13 protein-coding genes and 3 pseudogenes are annotated in these 17677 nt (G+C 72.1%); 4 read left to right on the forward strand and 12 right to left on the reverse strand.

Features of this window, described 5'->3' with window-relative positions:
* Positions 1 to 66: 66 nt before the first annotated feature.
* Complete coding sequence (locus tag ACWDAK_RS14020; protein WP_427393393.1) at positions 67 to 1116, forward strand: TIGR03617 family F420-dependent LLM class oxidoreductase; 1050 nt, start codon at positions 67 to 69, stop codon at positions 1114 to 1116.
* A gap of 37 nt (positions 1117 to 1153) precedes the next feature.
* Here the strand turns inward: ACWDAK_RS14020 and ACWDAK_RS14025 are convergent.
* The 5 genes and pseudogenes from ACWDAK_RS14025 to ACWDAK_RS14045 all read right to left on the reverse strand — a co-directional run.
* A pseudogene (locus ACWDAK_RS14025) lies at positions 1154 to 1414 on the reverse strand (UBP-type zinc finger domain-containing protein); the annotation flags it as partial.
* A 19-nt stretch (positions 1415 to 1433) separates the two neighbouring features.
* A complete protein-coding gene (gene trxA / locus ACWDAK_RS14030; RefSeq protein WP_344637640.1) occupies positions 1434 to 1901 on the reverse strand; it encodes a thioredoxin in 468 nt (155 codons plus the stop codon).
* A gap of 21 nt (positions 1902 to 1922) precedes the next feature.
* The gene (locus ACWDAK_RS14035; RefSeq protein WP_344637639.1) at positions 1923 to 2252 is read right to left on the reverse strand and encodes a hypothetical protein; all 330 of its coding nucleotides are present in this window, start codon (positions 2250 to 2252) and stop codon (positions 1923 to 1925) included.
* Positions 2249 to 3147, reverse strand: a pseudogene (locus ACWDAK_RS14040) (aminoglycoside phosphotransferase family protein). Before ACWDAK_RS14040 ends, ACWDAK_RS14035 begins: the two are co-directional and overlap by 4 nt.
* Positions 3148 to 3346: 199 nt before the next feature.
* Positions 3347 to 3955 carry a TetR/AcrR family transcriptional regulator gene (locus ACWDAK_RS14045; protein WP_344637638.1) on the reverse strand — a complete coding sequence of 203 codons (609 nt, stop codon included), beginning with the start codon at positions 3953 to 3955 and terminating at the stop codon, positions 3347 to 3349.
* 72 nt (positions 3956 to 4027) lie between these two features.
* Here ACWDAK_RS14045 and ACWDAK_RS14050 point away from each other — a divergent pair, with 72 nt between their 5' ends.
* Complete coding sequence (locus ACWDAK_RS14050) at positions 4028 to 4855, forward strand: class I SAM-dependent methyltransferase (RefSeq protein ID WP_344637637.1); 828 nt, start codon at positions 4028 to 4030, stop codon at positions 4853 to 4855.
* A gap of 149 nt (positions 4856 to 5004) precedes the next feature.
* Here the strand turns inward: ACWDAK_RS14050 and ACWDAK_RS14055 are convergent, their stop codons facing one another.
* The 3 genes from ACWDAK_RS14055 to ACWDAK_RS14065 all read right to left on the reverse strand — a co-directional run bounded on the left by ACWDAK_RS14055 (position 5005) and on the right by ACWDAK_RS14065 (position 7728).
* Positions 5005 to 6078, reverse strand: coding sequence for an alpha/beta hydrolase family protein (locus ACWDAK_RS14055; RefSeq protein WP_427393394.1), 1074 nt, complete (start codon positions 6076 to 6078; stop codon positions 5005 to 5007).
* Between the two features lie 61 nt (positions 6079 to 6139).
* Positions 6140 to 7249, reverse strand: a complete 1110-nt coding sequence (locus ACWDAK_RS14060; protein WP_427393395.1) for a DUF1648 domain-containing protein — start codon at positions 7247 to 7249, stop codon at positions 6140 to 6142.
* Positions 7246 to 7728 carry a GntR family transcriptional regulator gene (locus ACWDAK_RS14065; protein WP_427393396.1) on the reverse strand — a complete coding sequence of 161 codons (483 nt, stop codon included), beginning with the start codon at positions 7726 to 7728 and terminating at the stop codon, positions 7246 to 7248. Before ACWDAK_RS14065 ends, ACWDAK_RS14060 begins: the two co-directional genes overlap by 4 nt.
* A gap of 167 nt (positions 7729 to 7895) precedes the next feature.
* On the opposite strand from ACWDAK_RS14065, the gene cobF reads away from it, so the two are divergent.
* Positions 7896 to 8657 (forward strand): precorrin-6A synthase (deacetylating), encoded by a 762-nt coding sequence (gene cobF / locus ACWDAK_RS14070; protein WP_344637633.1) that lies wholly within the window; start codon positions 7896 to 7898, stop codon positions 8655 to 8657.
* A 158-nt stretch (positions 8658 to 8815) separates the two neighbouring features.
* On the opposite strand, the gene ACWDAK_RS14075 is transcribed toward cobF, so the two are convergent.
* A complete protein-coding gene (locus ACWDAK_RS14075; RefSeq protein WP_427393397.1) occupies positions 8816 to 10507 on the reverse strand; it encodes a glycoside hydrolase family 27 protein in 1692 nt (563 codons plus the stop codon).
* 62 nt (positions 10508 to 10569) lie between these two features.
* The gene (locus ACWDAK_RS14080) at positions 10570 to 12663 is read right to left on the reverse strand and encodes an NEW3 domain-containing protein (protein WP_449806464.1); all 2094 of its coding nucleotides are present in this window, start codon (positions 12661 to 12663) and stop codon (positions 10570 to 10572) included.
* Positions 12664 to 13370: 707 nt separating this feature from the next.
* On the opposite strand from ACWDAK_RS14080, the gene ACWDAK_RS14085 reads away from it, so the two are divergent.
* Positions 13371 to 15779 carry a ricin-type beta-trefoil lectin domain protein gene (locus tag ACWDAK_RS14085; protein WP_427393398.1) on the forward strand — a complete coding sequence of 803 codons (2409 nt, stop codon included), beginning with the start codon at positions 13371 to 13373 and terminating at the stop codon, positions 15777 to 15779.
* A gap of 46 nt (positions 15780 to 15825) precedes the next feature.
* Here the strand turns inward: ACWDAK_RS14085 and ACWDAK_RS14090 are convergent.
* Together ACWDAK_RS14090 and ACWDAK_RS14095 are read right to left on the reverse strand one after the other, a co-directional pair.
* Positions 15826 to 15990 (reverse strand): annotated as a pseudogene (locus tag ACWDAK_RS14090) (chromate transporter); the annotation flags it as partial.
* A 251-nt stretch (positions 15991 to 16241) separates the two neighbouring features.
* Positions 16242 to 17666 carry an aminotransferase-like domain-containing protein gene (locus tag ACWDAK_RS14095; protein ID WP_344637628.1) on the reverse strand — a complete coding sequence of 475 codons (1425 nt, stop codon included), beginning with the start codon at positions 17664 to 17666 and terminating at the stop codon, positions 16242 to 16244.
* Between the last annotated feature and the right edge of the window lie 11 nt (positions 17667 to 17677).

The raw sequence follows: 17677 nt of genomic DNA on the forward strand, positions 1-17677 counted from the left end.
CCCGTACCGACCGGCGTGGGAGGCTACGGGGGCACCGCTTCCGCTCACGCACCCAGGAGCCGCTCCATGCACCGCCCGCGCGCCACCTTCCGACTCGACGCGCTCGCCTCCGGGCACCCGACGGGCATCCTCGACGCCGCCGAGCAGGCCGAACGCCGGGGCATGGACCGGCTGATGGTCTCCGAGACCGCGTACGACCCGTTCCTCCAGCTGGCCCGCGCGGCCGACCGGACCAGCACGATCGAACTGGCCACCGGCGTCGCCGTCGCCTTCGCCCGCACTCCGATGACCCTCGCCTACCAGGCCTGGGGGCTGCACGCCGCCTCCGGCGGACGGGCCGTCATCGGCCTCGGCTCGCAGGTCAAGCCGCACATCGAGAAGCGTTTCGGGATGCCCTGGGACCGGCCGGCCGCGCGGATGCGCGAGTACGTCCACGCGGTGCGGGCGATCTGGCACAGCTGGCAGACCGGCGAACGGCTGCGGTTCCGCGGTGACTTCTACGCCCACACGCTGATGACCCCGGTCTTCTCCCCCGACCCGGTCCCCACCGGCGTGCCCCGGATCCTGCTGGCCGGTGTCGGGCCGCTGATGACCCGCACCGCCGGCGCGGTCGCCGACGGCTTCCTCAGCCACCCCTTCACCTCGGTCGCCTACCTGACCGGGCAGGTGCTGCCCGGCCTGACCGAGGCCCGTGCCCGGGCCGAGGCCGACGGCGCCGCCTGGACCGCCCGGCCCTTCGAGATCGCCGGCAGCGTGCTCACCGCCACCGGCCGGACCGAGGAGGAACTGCGCGCCAACCTGGCCGGCGTACGCGAGCGGCTGGCCTTCTACGCCTCCACACCCGCCTACCGCCCGGTCCTCGCCCAGCACGGCTGGGAGGACCTCCAGGAGGAGCTGCACCGGCTCTCGGTACGCGGACGCTGGCAGGAGATGGCCGAGCTGATCGACGACGAGGTGTTCGACACCTTCGCGGTCGCCGGCCCGGTCGAGGACGTCGCCCGGGAGATCCACCGCCGCTACGCCGGTCTGGTCACCCGGCTCTCCGTCAGCCTGCCGGACGGCGCCGACCCGGCACTCGGCCTGGACGTCCTGGACGCCGTCCGCGCACTGGACTGAGCCGGCCGCGCCGGAGCCGTTCACTCGGAGGTGTCCACACATACGCCTCGTCGACGTAGCACCAGCGCCAGTCCTCCCCCGGCTCCGTCGACCGGATGATCGGGTGGCCCGCCGTCCCCGCGTGGTGCCTGGCGCGGCGGCCCGGGGAGGAGTCGCAGCAGCCGACGTGTCCGCAGCTCAGGCACAGCCGCAGCTGCACCCAGTCCGTTCCCAGGCGCAGGCACTCCTCGCAGCCCTGCGGGGTGTGCGGCACCACGTCACGGACGAGGGCGAGGTGCGGATCCGGTACGGCGGTCATCGTGGGCCTCCTGGAGTGATCAGCCGGGCCGGCGACCGGCGATGGCCCGCTCCACCCAGTCGCGCAGCACACCGGCGGGGGCCGCGCCCGTCTGGCGCGCCACCACCTGCCCCAGGTCGAGGACCAGCAGGGTGGGGACGGCCTGCACATCGAAGCGCCGCGCGACTTCGGGGGACGCGTCCACGTCCACCTTCACCAGCTTGATCCGGCCCGCCAAGTCCCGTGCCACCTGCTCCAGTTCGGGACTGACCAGGCGGCACGGTCCGCACCAGGCGGCCCACAGGTCCACCAGGACGGGCAGGGTGGCGAGTTCGGCGATCTCGGCGAAGGTCCGGTCGCCGGCATCCGTGATCCACGGCAGGGCGGCCTTGCAGCCACCGCAGCGGGGGCTGCCCCGGGAGGCGGCCGGAAGCCGGTTGGTCCTGCCGCACTCGGGGCAGCGCACGGTGGTCGGGTCGTTCGTCGCGGCGGTTTCCGGCTTGTCCACGGCTCCTCCCTCGGGCTGGCCTCAGGTGGCCTCGACCGGTTGCGGGTGCTCGGGCATCTCGACCGCCAACTCGCCGTCCCTGGCGGTGATCCGGATGGTCGTGCCCTCCCGGATGTCGCCCCGGATGAGTGCGCGGCCGATCTCGGTCGCCACCTCGTGCGAGATGAAGCGGCGCAGCGGCCTGGCGCCGAAGACCGGGCCGAAGCCATCCTCGGCGATGAGGCGGCGGCCCTCCTCGGTGAGCTCCAGGGTAGTCCGCTGCTCGGCGGGCCGCCCGCGCAGGTCGTCGACTCCCCCGCACCCCGAGCCGATCTCACGAGTGCGTGGAGCGACGCCTCGGCACGGCCTCATACGGCGTAATCGTGATCGGCCAGGACCTGCTCGATGACGTGCCGTGCGATCGTCGCCATGACCGGGTTCGTCTCGCGGTAGTACCGCAGTTCGAGGAGCGCGATCGACAGCGCCCAGCCGCGACCTCGCGCCCAGGCCGCGTCATCGGCCTCCACCGCGGCCCGGAACGCACCCCGCGCCTCGGCCGGCAGCACGTACCACGCCACGATCAGGTCCACCGCGGGATCACCCAGGCCCAAGCAGCCGAAGTCGATGACTGCGCTGAGCCGCCCCCGGGCCACCAGCAGGTTGCCCGGCTGCAGATCCGCGTGGATCCAGACCGCCGGGCCGGGCCGCTCGGGGGCCCGCAGGGCCTCCTCCCACGCGGCGGACACCGCCCCGGTGCCGACGATTCCGCCCAGTTCCGCGATCGCGGCACGGGTGACGGCATCCCGCGCCCCCAGGTGCTCACTGCGGTAGGAGGCAGGCCCGCCCGCCTGATCGATCCGATGCAGCGCCGTGACGAAGGACGCCAGATCCGCTGCCAGTAGGCCGGGTTCGGCGATCCGCCCGACGACCGGATTCGCGCCGTCGAGCCACCGGTAGACGGACCAGCGCCAGGGATAGCCCTCGGCGGGAGTCCCCTTGCCCAGCGGCGCGGGGATGGCGACCGGAAGCGGCGGGGCAAGCCGTGGCAGCCACTGGTGCTCCTTCTCGACGTCGTCGGCGGCTCCCGGGATACGGGAAGCCGCACGACCATGTCCTCGCCCAGCCGGTACATGGCGTTGGAGGTGCCGGCGGAGTCGACCGGCTCCACGGGAAGCCCCGCCCACTGCGGAAACTGCGTGGCGATCAGCCGGTGCACGAGCGGTGCGTCGATGTCCGACTCGTTGGCATGCATCTTGCCGGCGGGCATGAGCACCTTCCTGGAGTGTCGGCCACTACCACTACGCGCCAAGGACGTTGGCGGCGCGGCCGGATCGGGCCGACCGTTGTCGGGCCGACGGCAATGGGACCGTTCCAGTGCGGTGCTGGTCAACCCATTTACCACGAAGGCGAGTCGGACACCGAGCCACGGCCTCCTTGCGGCAGGAACCCCCGGAGCGGCCGCGGGTTCACGCCGGGCGCCCGGGCGGGTCCTGCACGACACCGGCAATGACGGCGGTCACGACCCGGTGGACTGCTTCGGCCTCCGGCGGGGTGCCCTTCCGGTCGGCGAACAGCAGGTGCGCGGCCCCGATCAGCGTGGGAGCGAGCGTGTCGACATCGGCTTCGGCCGCGATGCGGCCCAGTTCGCGCTCGGCCGCGAGGTAGGAGGCGATCGCGGCCGCGGCCTCCGTCAGGATCGGGACTCCGGCCGGCCTGGTCCTGCGCAGCCGGGCGCGCAGATCGTCCCGGAAGGTGATCAGGGCGACGATGGCCACGGCGACCGACTCGAAGAGCTCCGTCAGCACGCGGACGAGGTGGGCGGCGACGGTGCCGGTCCCTGCCAGGTCGCGCAGGACTGCGGCCTGGCCGTCGATCCGGCCGATGCGGTCCTGCACGAGCTCGGCCAGGAAGGCGTCGAAGTCGGCGAAGTGCCGGTGCAGCACGCCCTTGGCGCAGCCCGCCTCCGTGGTGACCGCCCGACTGGTCAGCGCGTTCGGCCCATCCCGGAGCAGGATGCGCTCGGCGGCGTCGAACAGCTGCCGCCGTACGTCGTGGATGGCCACCCCTGTCGGCACGGTGTACCCCTTCTTGCCTCGATCGATCCCACCTGGTTGACGAGTGGGCAGATGCCCACTCATAGTGGGCGCATGCCCACTTTACCTCCGGAGCGGACTCCGCTCTCCAGCTACGAGCCTCACCAAGTCCGGGGACTGGCCGAGTCGTTCGGCACGGACCCGGAACGCTATGACCGGGCCAGGCCCCGCTACCCGGACGCGATGGTGGAGGCGATCGTCGCCGCCGCCCCCGGGCCCGACGTGGTGGACGTCGGTACCGGCACCGGCATCGCGGCCCGGCAGTTCCAGGCGGCCGGCTGCACGGTCCTCGGGGTCGAGGTCGACCCGCGGATGGCCGCGTGGGCGCGGCAGCGCGGACTCGAGGTCGACGTGGCGGCTTTTGAAGCCTGGGACCCGGCCGGCCGGACGTTCGATGCCGTCGTCGCCGGGCAGACCTGGCACTGGGTGGACCCGGTCGCGGGCGCGGCGAAAGCGGCCCAGGCACTGCGCCCCGGCGGTCGGCTGGCCGTGTTCTGGAACGTGGACCAACCGCCGCCCGAACTCGGGGAAGCCTTCGCCGCCGTCTACCGCCGGGTGCTGCCCGACTCGCTCGCCTCCCGCCGCTGGACCACGACCGGCTCCGACGGATACGCGCCGCTGTCCACCAGGGCGGCCGACGGTATCCGGGAGACGGTCGCATTCGGCGAGCCGGAGCAGTGGCGGTTCGACTGGGAACGGTCCTACACCCGCGACGAATGGCTGGACCAACTGCCCACCACCGGCGGCCACACCCTGCTCCCGCCGGCCAAGTCCGAGGAGGTGCTGGCGGGCATCGGGGCCGCTATCGACTCGGTGGGAGGCAGCTTCGCGATGCGCTACACCGCCGTTGTGGTCACCGCTGCGCGAACCGGCTCCGGCTGACCCGGATCTACAGGTCCGTCCGCCGGCGGATTCGCCGACTCGTCCCGCACCCCGGCCCGTTGCCCCGCGGGCAACCGGAGGACGCGCTGCCGGGTGACTCGCCCGATCGGCTTGGGCGTGCCACCCGGCAGGCGACCGGGCCACCCTGGCTACCGCTTCCAGGGCCGGGCGAACTCGTGCAGCGCCGCCAGGGCGGCCGGGGCGAGCATCCGGTCGTTGACGGAGGTACCGGCCGGGTGGAGGAAGTGGTCCACACCGTCGAGGGTGCGCAGCCCGGGACCGGTGGTGTGTGCCTGGGTCAGCGCGGCGAGCAGCGGCGGCGTGGTCGTGCAGGGCACGTTGGCGTCGGCGGCGCCGCAGGTGACGGTGACCCGGGTGCCGCGGTGCAGACCACGGGCGACGTCCGGCGGGTAGACGGCGTCGTCGCTGCGCACGAAGCGGGCGTTGTCCGGGCCGAACAGCGCGTTCAGCAGTGCGGCGAGCGGCGGCAACAGGGTGCTGGTGTCGGCGGGGCGGCCGGCCCGGAAGTCCGCGATGGCGGCGGCGACGCCCGCCTTGTTGGCCTGGGCCACCGCTGCGCTGAACTGCCCGGCCGCCGCCCCCTGGTCGAGTTGGGCGTCGAGTTGGAAGTCGAGCACGTCGAGGAAGTGTTCGTCCTGCGGCGCGAGCAGGGCCAGCCCGGCGGGCGCGGGCCGTACGGTCCGGGCGAGCAGTAGCGCCTGCATGCCGCCCTCGCTGTGGCCGACGACCAGCAGGGCGTGCGGGTCCGCCTCCGGCTGCGCGCGAAGGGTGGCGTAGGCGGCCGCGGCCTGGCGGGTGAAGGCCGCCAGATCGATCCGGCCGGGATCGCCCTGGTAGGCACCGGACCCCGTCCGGCCGGTGAAGTACTTGTCGAAGCGCAGTGTCATGACGCCGTCTCCGCCGAGAGTTCCCGCGGCCAGCGCGAGCGTTCCCGGCATGAGCTCCGGCGGCTGGTTGCCGTCACGGTCCGTGCTGCCGCTGCCCGGCAGCAGCAGGGCCGCCGCCAGCCGTTGGCCGGCGTGGTGGGCGGGCACGTGCAGGGTGCCGTACGCAGTGGTGCCGTCCGCGGTGAACCGCACCTCACGATCGGCCGCGGGGACGAGAGCCGCGTCGTGCTCGACCGCGCTCGCCGCCGGGGCGGCTAACCCCGCCACGGCGGCTGAGGCCACCAGCACAGCGGTCATCCGGGTACGCCAACGCATCTCTGTCTCCTTCGAGTTGGGGTTTGACTTCCGGGTCCGGATCCGGATCAGGAGCCGGCGGTCAGTGGCCGATCAGCTGCATCACGAGGAGGAATCCGAGGAACACGCCGATCGGCAGCAGGGCCCGCGGGTTGCCGAAGTTGAGGCTCCAGCCGATGCCGAACCGCTTGCCGACGAAGATCGCCGGGTCCTGGCGGTTGACGTAGACCACGCCGCCGAACCGCCAGTACCGGTCGTCGTCCCGGTGGACCGCATCGGTCCGGGCGGGCTCCGTGCCGTCCTCGCCCTCCGGCACCGGCAGCCGACTGCCGTTCCGGCCGGTGCGGATCGCGACGGCGACGACGGCGACCATGCCGGCCCCGGCCGGTGCCAGTACGGGCAGCACCGCGAGGCTTCGATCGCCGTCCCAGATCTGCCAGCCCGCGCACAGGACCGTAATGTCGACGCAGGCGGTCAGCACCAGCAGCGCCGCCGACATCCGCACGATGTACCGGCGGTGCTGGGACGCGCTCGCGGCCGGCCGGGCCGGATCCAGCTCCGCCCGGGAGCGGAAGGCGTACCAGATCACCACCAGCAGCAGAGTGGTGACCGCGAGCTGTACGAAGACCGGCGAGAACGCGCTGCCGACCGACTTCGCGGCGTACCGGTCGACCGTCCCACTGTCGCCGTAGTGCATCGGCAACTGGTCCGGCATCGACGGGTAGCGCACGACCGCCGCCACCGCGGTGACCGCGAGAACGACCAGTGACGGGACGGCCCACAGCCAGGGGAACCGCTCGGGACGGGTCCTCAGCGAGGTGTCCGCGACCACGGCCTGGCGCAGTCCGGCATACCAGTCCTCGCGCTGCTTGACGGCCAGGATCGCGCGCCGGGCGCGGAGGTACCCGATCCCGGACACCACGAGAACGCCGATGGACGTGAAGCCGGCCAGCGGCGTGCGCGGATCGGCGAACGCGAGCACCAGCCCGGCCGCAACCAGCACCCCGCCCACTCCGCCCACCAGCCAGCGGTACGCGCGACGCTGTTCGGCGATCACCGGGGCGTGCGCTCGGGCGGGCGGTGTCCGTACACCGAAGGGCAAGGTCGGCCCGGTGAGCGAGGGCATCAGCCACGCCGTCAGCAGCAAGACGGAAGGTATGACCTCTTGAACCACAACTGTTCCGGTCGTCATGCCGGCTCTCCTTGACTTCCTCGCCCCATACCGGACTTCACATCCGGTCCCACGCCGTGTCCCGCACCCGGCCCCGTACCCGGTGCCATGTCCGCCCCCGTGCCGAACGAGCCGACCACCCGCCCGCAGGCCTCCAGCACGGCCGTCCCGTCCATCCCCTGTGCGACCGCTTCGGCGAGCAGCGTCCGCAGCCGGCCCGACCATTCCTCGGTGAACCCGGGCGGCGGCGGACCGGAGCCCGGGTCGCGCTGAACGACCGCACCGCTCTTGCGGTTCAGCCTCAGCAGGCCCTCCTGACGCAGCAAGTCGTAGGCCTTGTTGACGGTGTGGAAGTTGATGCCGAGATCGCCCGCCAACTGCCGGGTCGACGGCAGCGCGCTCCCCTCGGCCAGGTCCCCCGCCGCGATCGCCTCGACGACCCGGTCCCTGATCTGCTGGTAGATCGGGACGCCGCTGCTCAGATCGATGCTCAGGATCACACTGCCTCCGCCTGACTATCTGCTCTAGTACTTATAGAACAGACAGGCAGGCGTCAGCAAGTGCTCCACACCTACGGCAGACCCGCCGGGGGCCCGAACCAGGGCCGCGCAGGCCGCACCCCTGACCACCCGTGCCCGCCCGTGCCGCCTTCGGGCAGAATCACCGCATGCGGCAGATCATCGTCATCGGCATCGGGGCGGGCGACCCCGACCACCTCACCCTGCAGGCGGTCAAGGCCATCGCCCGCACCGACGTCTTCCTCATCCTCGACAAGAGCGAGGAGCGCCAGGATCTGATCCGGCTCCGCAGGCAGCTGCTCGACGAGCACGCCCGGCCCGGCCACCGGCTCGTCGCCGCTCCTGACGCCGAACGCGATCGCACCGCACCCGGTTACCGGGAGGCCGTGGACGACTGGCGGCACCGGCGCGCCGACCTGGTGGAGCGGCTGATCACCGAGCACGTCGGCCCGGACGAGACGGGAGCCCTGCTGGTCTGGGGCGACCCGAGCCTGTACGACAGCGTCATCGCCGTCGTCGCGGAGGTCCTGGCCCGGGGCCGGGTCACGTTCGAGTACGAGGTGGTGCCGGGCATCAGCAGCGTGTCCGCACTGGCCGCCCGGCACCGCACCACCCTCACCAGCGTGGGCCGGCCGCTCCAGATCACCACGGGCCGCCGCCTGGCCGCCGAAGGCATCCCCGACGGTGTGGACGACGTGGTGGTCATGCTGGACGGCCGGGCCGCCTTCACCGGCATCGACCCGAGCGGTCTGGACATCCACTACGGCGCCTACCTCGGCACCCCCGACGAGATCCTGGTCGCCGGCCCCCTGGAAGAAACCGCCCCGCGCATCGCCGAGCTCCGCAGGCAGGCCCGCGCGCGCAAGGGCTGGATCATGGACACCTACCTGCTGCGCCGTTCCACCGACTGACGTCCGCCGGCCGTCGCCACGGCCCATGGCCAATCGGGCGGCCCCACCCGCACCGCGTTCGACGGCCACCCGTCGCCTGACAGCCGTCGGCGGCGGCCCGGCATTCCGGACCGCCGCCGATGCGACCTTGCCTGCCCCCGAGGTGACCGGGGCAACCGCTACTGAGCCGTCCAGCGCTGGTTGGCGCCGCCGTTGCAGCCGTAGACCTCGACCGTGGTGCCGTTGACGTTGCCGGACGGGAGGTTGCCGCCGGTGACGTCCAGGCAGAGGCCGTACTGGCTGGGGGTGGTGATGGAGCCGTCGGCGTTGAGCCGCCACTTCTGGGCGGCGCTGCCGTCACAGGGCTGGATCACCACCGACGTGCCCCAGGCCAGGCTGCCGCCCGCGCCGCCGAGGCACTGGGTGCCGTTGTAGGTGCGAAGGTCACCGTTGGAAGTGAAGGACCAGGTCTGGTTGGCACCGCCGGCGCAGTCCCAGATCTCGATCTTGGTGCCGGGCGCGGTCTGGTTGTTCCAGGCGTCCAGGCAGCGGCCGGAGGAGGCGGAGACCAGCTTGGTCGCCGTGCCGGAGGTGACCGGGCGGGCGGCGACCCGGTACAGCACCGTGCCGCCGGCCGGCACGGCGGCGCTGATCGCGCCGTCAGCACTGACCGAAGTGCTGTGCGCCCAGAGGTCGTTGAGCGCGTACCCCGAGCTGCTGGCGGGCAGGCCGACCGCGCTCGCGGTGGTGGAGACCACGGCCGGTGCGGAGGTCTCGTTGATCAGGGCCACCGCCACGTCGCCGCCCGCCAGCGGGCGGCGCAGCACGTCCAGGCCGCCCGCGGTGGAGAGGGCCGTGCCCTGCTGTCCGAGGCTGTCCTGGTCGACGGCGATGACGTCCCGGTTCAGGTAGACGCTCAGGTCCTGCTGGCTGATCGGGTAGCCCGAACTGCCGGCGGCCGCGGCCGCGCGCAGGTCGGCTCCGGAGATCAGCGGGGCGGCCAGCACGGCGGCGGCGGAGAGTTCGGTCTTCTCCTGGTCGTAACTGAGGCGCTGGACGGGGTTGTTGGCGGCGGAGGAGTAGTTGCCGGTCTCCAGCATGTCGATGTCGTTCCAGCCACCGGGCCCGGCGTACTGCGACTTGTCCAGGTCGGTGTGGATCAGCCTGGTCAGGCCGGCGAAGGAGGCGTCCCGGTCGCCGTCGATCCGCCACATGTTGGCGACGCTCTTCCCCCACACCCACGGCGTCTCGCCCTGCGCGGCGGGCTGGAGCGAGAGGCTGAGCACGACCGGCCGCCCGGTTGCGGCGAGTGCGTCGCGCATCCAGCCGTCCCGGGTCTGCAACGGCAGCTTCTCGTCACCGACCCGCTGGTTCGGGTCGCTGGCGAGGCAGTTGTCGTACTTGAGGAAGTCGACGCCCCAGCCGGCGATGGTCCGGGCGTCCTGCTGCTCGTGGCCAAGGCTGCCGGGGAAGCCCTGGCAGGTGTGGTAGGTCGGGCTCTCGTAGACGCCGAACTTCAGCCCCTTGCCGTGCACGTACGCGGCGAGCGTTGCCAGGCCGTCGGGGTACTTCTGCGGGTCGGGCAGCAGGTTGCCGCTGCTGTCCCGGGTACGGCTCATCCAGCAGTCGTCGATGGTGAGGTACTGGTAGCCGGCGTCGCGCAGCCCGCTCGCAGCCATGAAGTCGGCGGTGTCCTTGACGATCTGTTCGGTCGCGTTGCAGCCGAAGGTGTCCCAGCTGTTCCAACCCATCGGCGGGGTGCGGGCGAGGCCGTTGTCCAGCGCATGGGCCGGCTCGGCGGCGAGCAGCGGGAGTGCGAGCGCGGACAGCGAGAGGCAGGCGGAGAGCAGGAGGCGCGAGAGCACGCGCATGGGGGCTCCAGGAGGGTCGGAGGAAGGGCGGAGCGGTTGGGGGCCGCTCCGCCCAGGGGGTGTCAGGTCTGGCTGAAACCGGTGAAGTCGGCCTCGCCGCGGGTGCCTTCGCTGTGCGAGCTGGTGAACAGGCCGACGTCCTGGGTGGCGGCCACCCCGGGCAGGGTCGCGCTGCCGACCTGGGTCCAGCTGGTTCCGTCGGTGGAGTAGTAGCCGGTGTACGTGGACCCGGAGCGGACCAGCTTGAGCCAGCTCGGGTACGCGGCCTTGCCGCTGCCCTGGTTGGCGGGGGCGCTGTTGGAGTCGAGCTGGCCGCTGCCGGTGCTGTCCCACTGCAGCACGTAGCCCTTGCCGGGCGCCTCGGCGAGGATCACGTAGCCCGGGGAGCTGTTCGGCTTGGTGATGTCGTCGCGGACCATGATCCCGGCCTTCGCCCAGTCGCTGGTGTAGGCCTGGGCAGTGAGCTTGACCACCGTGGTGGAGCCGTCGTGTTCGGCGCCGGGCCGGTAGATGGCGCTGTACTGGTCGACGCCGTAGTACAGGTCGGCGCCGGCGCCGTCGATCGCGAAGCTGCCGTTCTGGGCGCCGAAGACCGCCGTGTTGTCGGTGAAGGTCCGCAGCGGCGCCTGGACGGGTGCGGAGAGCTCCACCTGCTGCGGCGAGCCGGTCCTCTCGACCCCGGCGGGGGTGTCGGCGGTCACCGTGCCGGTCACGCTGGCGTGGGTGATCGGCGCCGGCAGCACGGCGGGCGCGGTGACCTGGAACCGGACGGTGGCCTGCTCGCCGCCGGTGAACCGCGGGAACCCGGTACCGGTGGTCGGTTTGACGGTCCATCCGTTCGGCGCGTCGAGCCCGACGGCCACGTGGCGCGCGGCGCCGACGCCGTTGTTGACGAGGGTCGCGGTCACGGTGGCCGTGCTGCCCGCGGACCACTCCGGCGTGCTGGTCCGCAGCACCAGGTCGGGGGCGTACCGCTCGGGCGTCCGGGTGGGCGCGACCCGGTACATCACTGTGCCGTGTCCCGGTACGTTGGCGCTGATCGTGCCGGCCGTCTCGGTGGTGCGGTGCGCCCAGAGGTCGCGCAGCGTGTAGCCCTTGGCGCGCGGCAGCCCGATGGCGGCGGCGGTGGTGGACATGACGGCGGGCGCGGTGTTCTCGTTGAACAGGGTCACCGCGACGCTGCCGTCGGCGAGCGGCTTGGCCAGGACGTCGAGCCCACCGGTGGTGCTCACCGGCACGCCCTGCCTGCCGAGCCGGTCCTGGTCGACGGCGATGACCTCGCGGTTGCCGTATATCGCCAGGGTGGCCGGGCTGGCGGTGCGCAGATCGGTGCCCGCGATCAGCGGCGCGGCCATCTCGGCCCAGAGCGAGAACTCGGTGCGGTCCTCGGTCGGCGTCATGCCGTTGCCGACCTCCAGCATGTCCGGGTCGTTCCAGGCACCCGGCTTCGCCGAGGCGGCGAGCGGCATGTTCTGGTGGACGATGGACAGCATCCGGCCGTAGGAGGCGTCGATGTCGCCGGTGGTGCGCCAGAGGTTGCCGACGGAGCCGCCCCAGGACGCGACGGACTCCTCGCCCCAGTTGCAGAGGCTGTAGACGATCTGCCGGCCGGTCCTGGCCAGCGCGTCGCCCATCGCCTGGTAGCGCTGTTTGCCGGGCAGGCCCATGTTGTAGCAGTTGTCGTACTTCAGATAGTCGACTCCCCAGGAGGCGAAGGAGTTTGCGTCCTGCTGCTCGTGTCCGAGGCTCCCGGGGTAGCCGGCGCAGGTCATCGTGCCGGCACTCTGGTAGATGCCGAGCTTGAGGCCCTTGCTGTGCACGTAGTCGGCGACGCCCTTGATGCCGTCGGGGAACTTGACCGGGTCCGGCACCAGATTGCCGCTCACGTCCCGGGACTTGGTGAGCCAGCAGTCGTCGATGTTGACGTACTGGTATCCGGCGGCCTTGAGCCCGCTGGAGACGAGCCGGTCGGCGGTCTGCTCGACCAGCTTCGCGCTGACGTCGCAGCCGAACGCGTTCCAGTCGTTCCAGCCCATCGGCGGGGTGAGCGCCAGGCCGTTGTCGATCGCGGCGGCGGGTGTGGCGGTGAGGGGGACGGCCGCGAGGGGTGCGGCCGCCAGCGTGGCCGCGACCAGCGCAGCCCACGTCTTGCGCATCGGTTCTCCTGAGTCCGAAGGGTGGCGGACGGTATACGGCGGAGCTGTTGCCTTGCGCAGGGCGTGGCCAAGCGAACCAAAGTCAACAGAAACCGTCAATACTCAACGCAACAGCGCGGCACGTTGACATGACCGAGCAGGGCGTTTTTGGACGGCGGCGCTACTTCTGGAGCCGGCTCCCTCCCGACTCGCCGCAATGGCGCCTCGGCTGACGCCCCATGAGCCGACCGGTGTCGCACCGCACGGGTTGCGCTGGGCGTGCAGCCGTGAACGGGCCGCCCTCCGACCGGCACGATTACGGAGTGAGCCGGTAGGAGTCACCTCGCGATGGGACCTGAGCCTCGGATCGTGTTGCGTGGCGCGCACACAAGTGATCAGCACGGAGCGGAAGTTCGGCCGATCACGCCGACCAGGCGGATGGGCCCGTCCACGAGACCCCGGCGGAGCACGAAGTCCGCGCTCGCGCCCCCTGCTCCACCACAGGCCGCAGCCGACGAATCGCCGGACATTCCGAACCGGTTCCGTCCGGCTGCAGGAGCGGGCCGGCGCCGCACCCCCGCACGCGCCCATGCTCGGGAGGGTGCGTGTCAATGTACCGCCCATCGTGCGTTTCTGTTAGAACTTGTTGACTATTGCTCATCTGGCCTTCATATTGAGCACCACTCGACCTCAACTTCCCACCCTCACCACCATCCTGGAGACCACCCATGGGTCGCAGCCGCCTGTCTTCGACATGCCGCGCCGCCCTCGGCGCAGCCCTACTGCTCCTGGGCACGCTCAGCGGCGCGGCCACGTCACCGGTCGCCCAGGCCGCCCCCGCCTCCGCGACGGCCGCCACCTCCACCGCCATCGCCGTCGACGGCACCGAGCCGGGCCTCACCTTCGACGGCGTCGGCGCGATCTCCGGTGGCGGCGGCAACTCACGCCTGCTGGTCGACTATCCGGAGCCGCAGCGCAGCCAGCTGCTCGACTACCTGTTCAAGCCCGGTTACGGCGCCTCGCTGCAGGTGCTGAAGCTGGAGGTCGGGGGCGACACCAACTCCACCGACGGTGCCGAGCCCAGCATCGAGCACACCGCCGGCACCGTCGACTGCGACCAGGGCTACGAGTGGTGGCTGGCCGAGCAGGCCAAGGCCCGCAACCCCGGCATCAAGTTCTACGGCCTGTCCTGGGGTGCCCCCGGCTGGATCGGCGGCGGCAACTTCTGGTCCCAGGACACCATCGACTACCTGATGTCCTGGATGGGGTGCGCCGCCAAGCACCACCTGACCGTCGACTACCTCGGCGGGTGGAACGAGCGCGGCTACGACAAGACCTGGTACGAGAACCTCAAGGCCGCGCTGACCTCTCGCGGTTACGGCACCAAGGTGGTCGCCGCGGACGACACCTGGGCCGTGGCCGACGACATGGCCAAGGTCCCGGCGTTCAGGAACGCGGTCGACATCGTCGGCGTCCACTACCCCTGCGGCTACCTCGGCTCCTTCAACTCCTGCCCCAGCACCGCGAACGCCAAGGCGCTGGGCAAGCCGCTGTGGGCGAGCGAGAACGGCTCCGAGGACGCCAACGAGGGCGCCACCTCGGTGGCGCGCGCGATCAACCGGGACTACCTCGACGGGAAGATGACCTCGTTCATCAACTGGCCCGTCATCGCCGCGCTCTACCCCAACCTCCACTTCTCCACCGACGGCATGTCGATCGCCGACCAGCCCTGGTCCGGCAGCTACACCATCGGCAAGACCACCTGGGTCACCGCGCACACCGCCCAGTTCGCCGAGCCCGGCTGGCACTACATCGACTCCGCCGGCGGCTACCTCGGCGGAGATCGCACCAACGGCAGCTACGTGACCCTGAAGTCCCCGAACGACAGGGACTACAGCACCGTCATCGAGACCATGGACGCCACCACCGCCCAGAGCGCGAAGTTCACCGTCACCGGGGGCCTGTCCACCGGCAAGGTCCACGTCTGGGCCACCAACCTCAACTCCGCCGACCCGGCCGACTGGTTCGTCCGTACCCAGGACATCGCTCCGGCCCACGGCAGCTACACGCTCACCCTCCAGCCCGGCCACGTCTACACCGTCACCACCACCACCGGTCAGGGCAAGGGCACCGCCACCCCGCCCACCGCCGCGCCGCTCGAACTGCCCTACGCGGACGACTTCGAGACGACGGCCACCACGACGTCCCCGAAGTACTTCACGGACATGAACGGCGCCTTCCAGACCGTCCCGTGCGGCGGCGGCCGCACCGGTACCTGCCTGCGCCAGATGGCCCCGACGACGCCGATCCGCTGGACCGACGAGTCCTACGACGCGCCCTACACGATGATGGGCGACGGCAGCTGGTCCAACTACACCGTCACCGCCGACACCCTCTTCGAGCAGTCGAGCACCATCGAGCTCCTCGGCCGGGTCAACCAGCAGGGCCGCAACAACAACGGCCTCAACGCCTACCACCTGCGCGTCAGCGACACCGGCGCCTGGTCCATCGACAAGAGCGACACCGGCTGGAACTTCACCACCCTCGCCAGCGGCTCCACCACCGCCCTCGGCACCCGCAGTTGGCACACCGTCGCCCTCTCCCTCCAGGACACCACCCTCACGGCCACCATCGACGGCACCGTCGTCGGCAGCGCCACCGACGGCAGCTTCACCAACGGCCAGGCCGGCCTCGGCGTGACCGACTACCGGACCGACCAGTTCGACGACTTCACCCTCACCCCCGGCACGCCCTCCACCCACACCGGCCCGGTCACCTCCGCCCTGCCCGGCAAGTGCCTCGACGACGGCAACTCCACCGCCAACGGCACCGCGGTGCAGCTCTGGGACTGCAACGGCGGCGCCGCACAGACGTGGACCTGGACCAACGGCACCCTCACCCTGGGTGGCAAGTGCCTCGACGTCACCGGTGGCAGCACCGCCAACGGCACCCTGGTCGAGCTGTGGGACTGCAACGGCGGCACCAACCAGCAGTGGACGCCCCAACCGGACGGCGCCCTGAAGAGCACCCAGTCCGGCCGCTGCCTCGACGACCCGGCCTACGCCACCACCAACGGCACCCGGCTGGAGATCTGGGACTGCAACGGCGGCACCAACCAGCGGTGGACGCTGCCGTAGCGGCCGACGGCGGCCGGACCACCAGCAGGTCGGCCGGCTCGATGCCGTCCTCGAACTCCTGCGCCGCGATCCAGTCCCGGCGTTCCACGCACAGGCGGCGCAGCAGCGCGATGTGGGTGGGCGGCCCACCGAAGCCGGTGCAGCCGATCCGCCCCCACTCGCGGGCGATCGTGCCCAGTCCGACTCGCCGCGGCTCCTGCCCGCCGTCCACTTGAGGGTTCCTTTCCCGTGCCCACCCTCCCTCGCCGGGGCCGGGGGGGGGAGGGTGCCTGGGCGGCGTGAACAAGGGGCACCGCTCTCGATCTCCGTCTGGTGCCGACCCGCGGTTCAGAGCGCTCCCTGATCGGCTGCGTCCGCTGGGGCGGTACGTCGCCGGCCATCCCGTGACTCGCCAACAGGCCTTGCGGTGAGGGAAGTTCGGTTCCAGACGGCCACCCCGGGGCGGGGTACCCCTCTGCGCGGCTACGGCTCGCCGATGGCCCGGTCCAGCCGGCGGGCTCCTTCCGCCAGCTGATCCACGCTGTCCGCGTACGCATAGCTCAGCCGCAGGTACGGGGCCGGCGGCTCCGCGGTGAAGTACGGCTCACCGGGGGTCACCGCCACCCCCGCACGCAGCGCTGCGGCGGCGAGCGTCTCCGGGTCGCGCCCTTCCGGGAGGCGCAGCCACAGGTGGTAGCCGCCGTACGGAAGGCGCTTGGGCAGCAGTTCGGGCCGCAGCCGTGCCAACGCGCCGGCCAGCGCGTTCCGCCGCTCCCGCAGTGCGCCGGCCAAGGCCCGCAGGTGCTGCGCCCACGCGGGCGCGGCGACCAGCTCCAGCGCGGCCTCCTGCAGTGGCCTCGGGACGAAGAAGCTGTCCACCGCCTGCACCGCGCGCAGCCGGGCCAGCGCCGGACCGCGCGCGGCGAGTGCCGCGACCCGCAGGCTGGGCGAGGTCGCTTTGGTCAGCGAGCGGATGTGGACCACCACGCCGTCGGGGTCGGCGGCGGCCAGCGGCGGCGGCAGGGGCGGCGCGTCCGCGTGGACCAGCTGCCGCGCGAAGTCGTCCTCCACCACGAACGCCCCGGCAGCCCGGGCGATCTGCAGCACTTCACGCCGCCGCCCAGGGTCGAGCACGGCACCGGTCGGATTCTGGAACAGCGGCTGGCAGAGGAACAGGCGGGCGCCGCTGGCAGCGAATGCCTCGGCGAGCAGGTCGGTCCGCACCCCGTCCGCGTCCACCGGGACGGGGACCGGCCGCAGCCCGGCGGCCCTGGCGACCGCGAGCATCCCGGGGTAGGTGGGCGACTCGACCAGCACGGGCGCGCCCGGGGCGGCAAGCGAACGCAGGGCGGTGGTGAGCGCGCTCTGGCCGCCGGCGGCGATCAGCACGTCGGAGGCGGTGACGCTGTCGGCGATGTCGCGGGCGAACCAGGCCCGCAGCTCGGGCAGTCCCTCCAGCGGCGGCCGGCTCCACGCCCCCGGCCGTCGACCGGCCCTCGCGAGGGCGGCGGCGAGGGCGCGTTCGGGCTGGAGGGAGGGGTGCAGGTAGCCGCTGTTGAGGTCGACCACCTCGGGCGGTGCCAGGGCGAGGGTCGCGAGGACGCCGGTGGCGTCCGCGCTGCGGGTCGGCGGGATGCCTGCCTCGGCGCTGAGCGCCACCTCCTGCCACGAGGTGTCCCCGAGTGCGTTCGCCGGGCGCCGCTCCTCGGCGCGGAACACTCCGGCACCCGGCCGGGAGACCACCAGCCCCTCAGCGGCGAGCGCGGCAATCGCCCGGGAGACCGTCACCGGGCTCACCTGGTACCGCTGCATCAGCTCCCGACTGGACGGCAGCTTCTCTCCTGGAGAGTAGCGGAAGAGATCGCGACGGAGAATAGCGGCAAGCTCTGCAACGCTGGTGCGGTCCATGGCACGACCCT

It is taken from the genome of Kitasatospora sp. NPDC001175, from assembly GCF_053598215.1.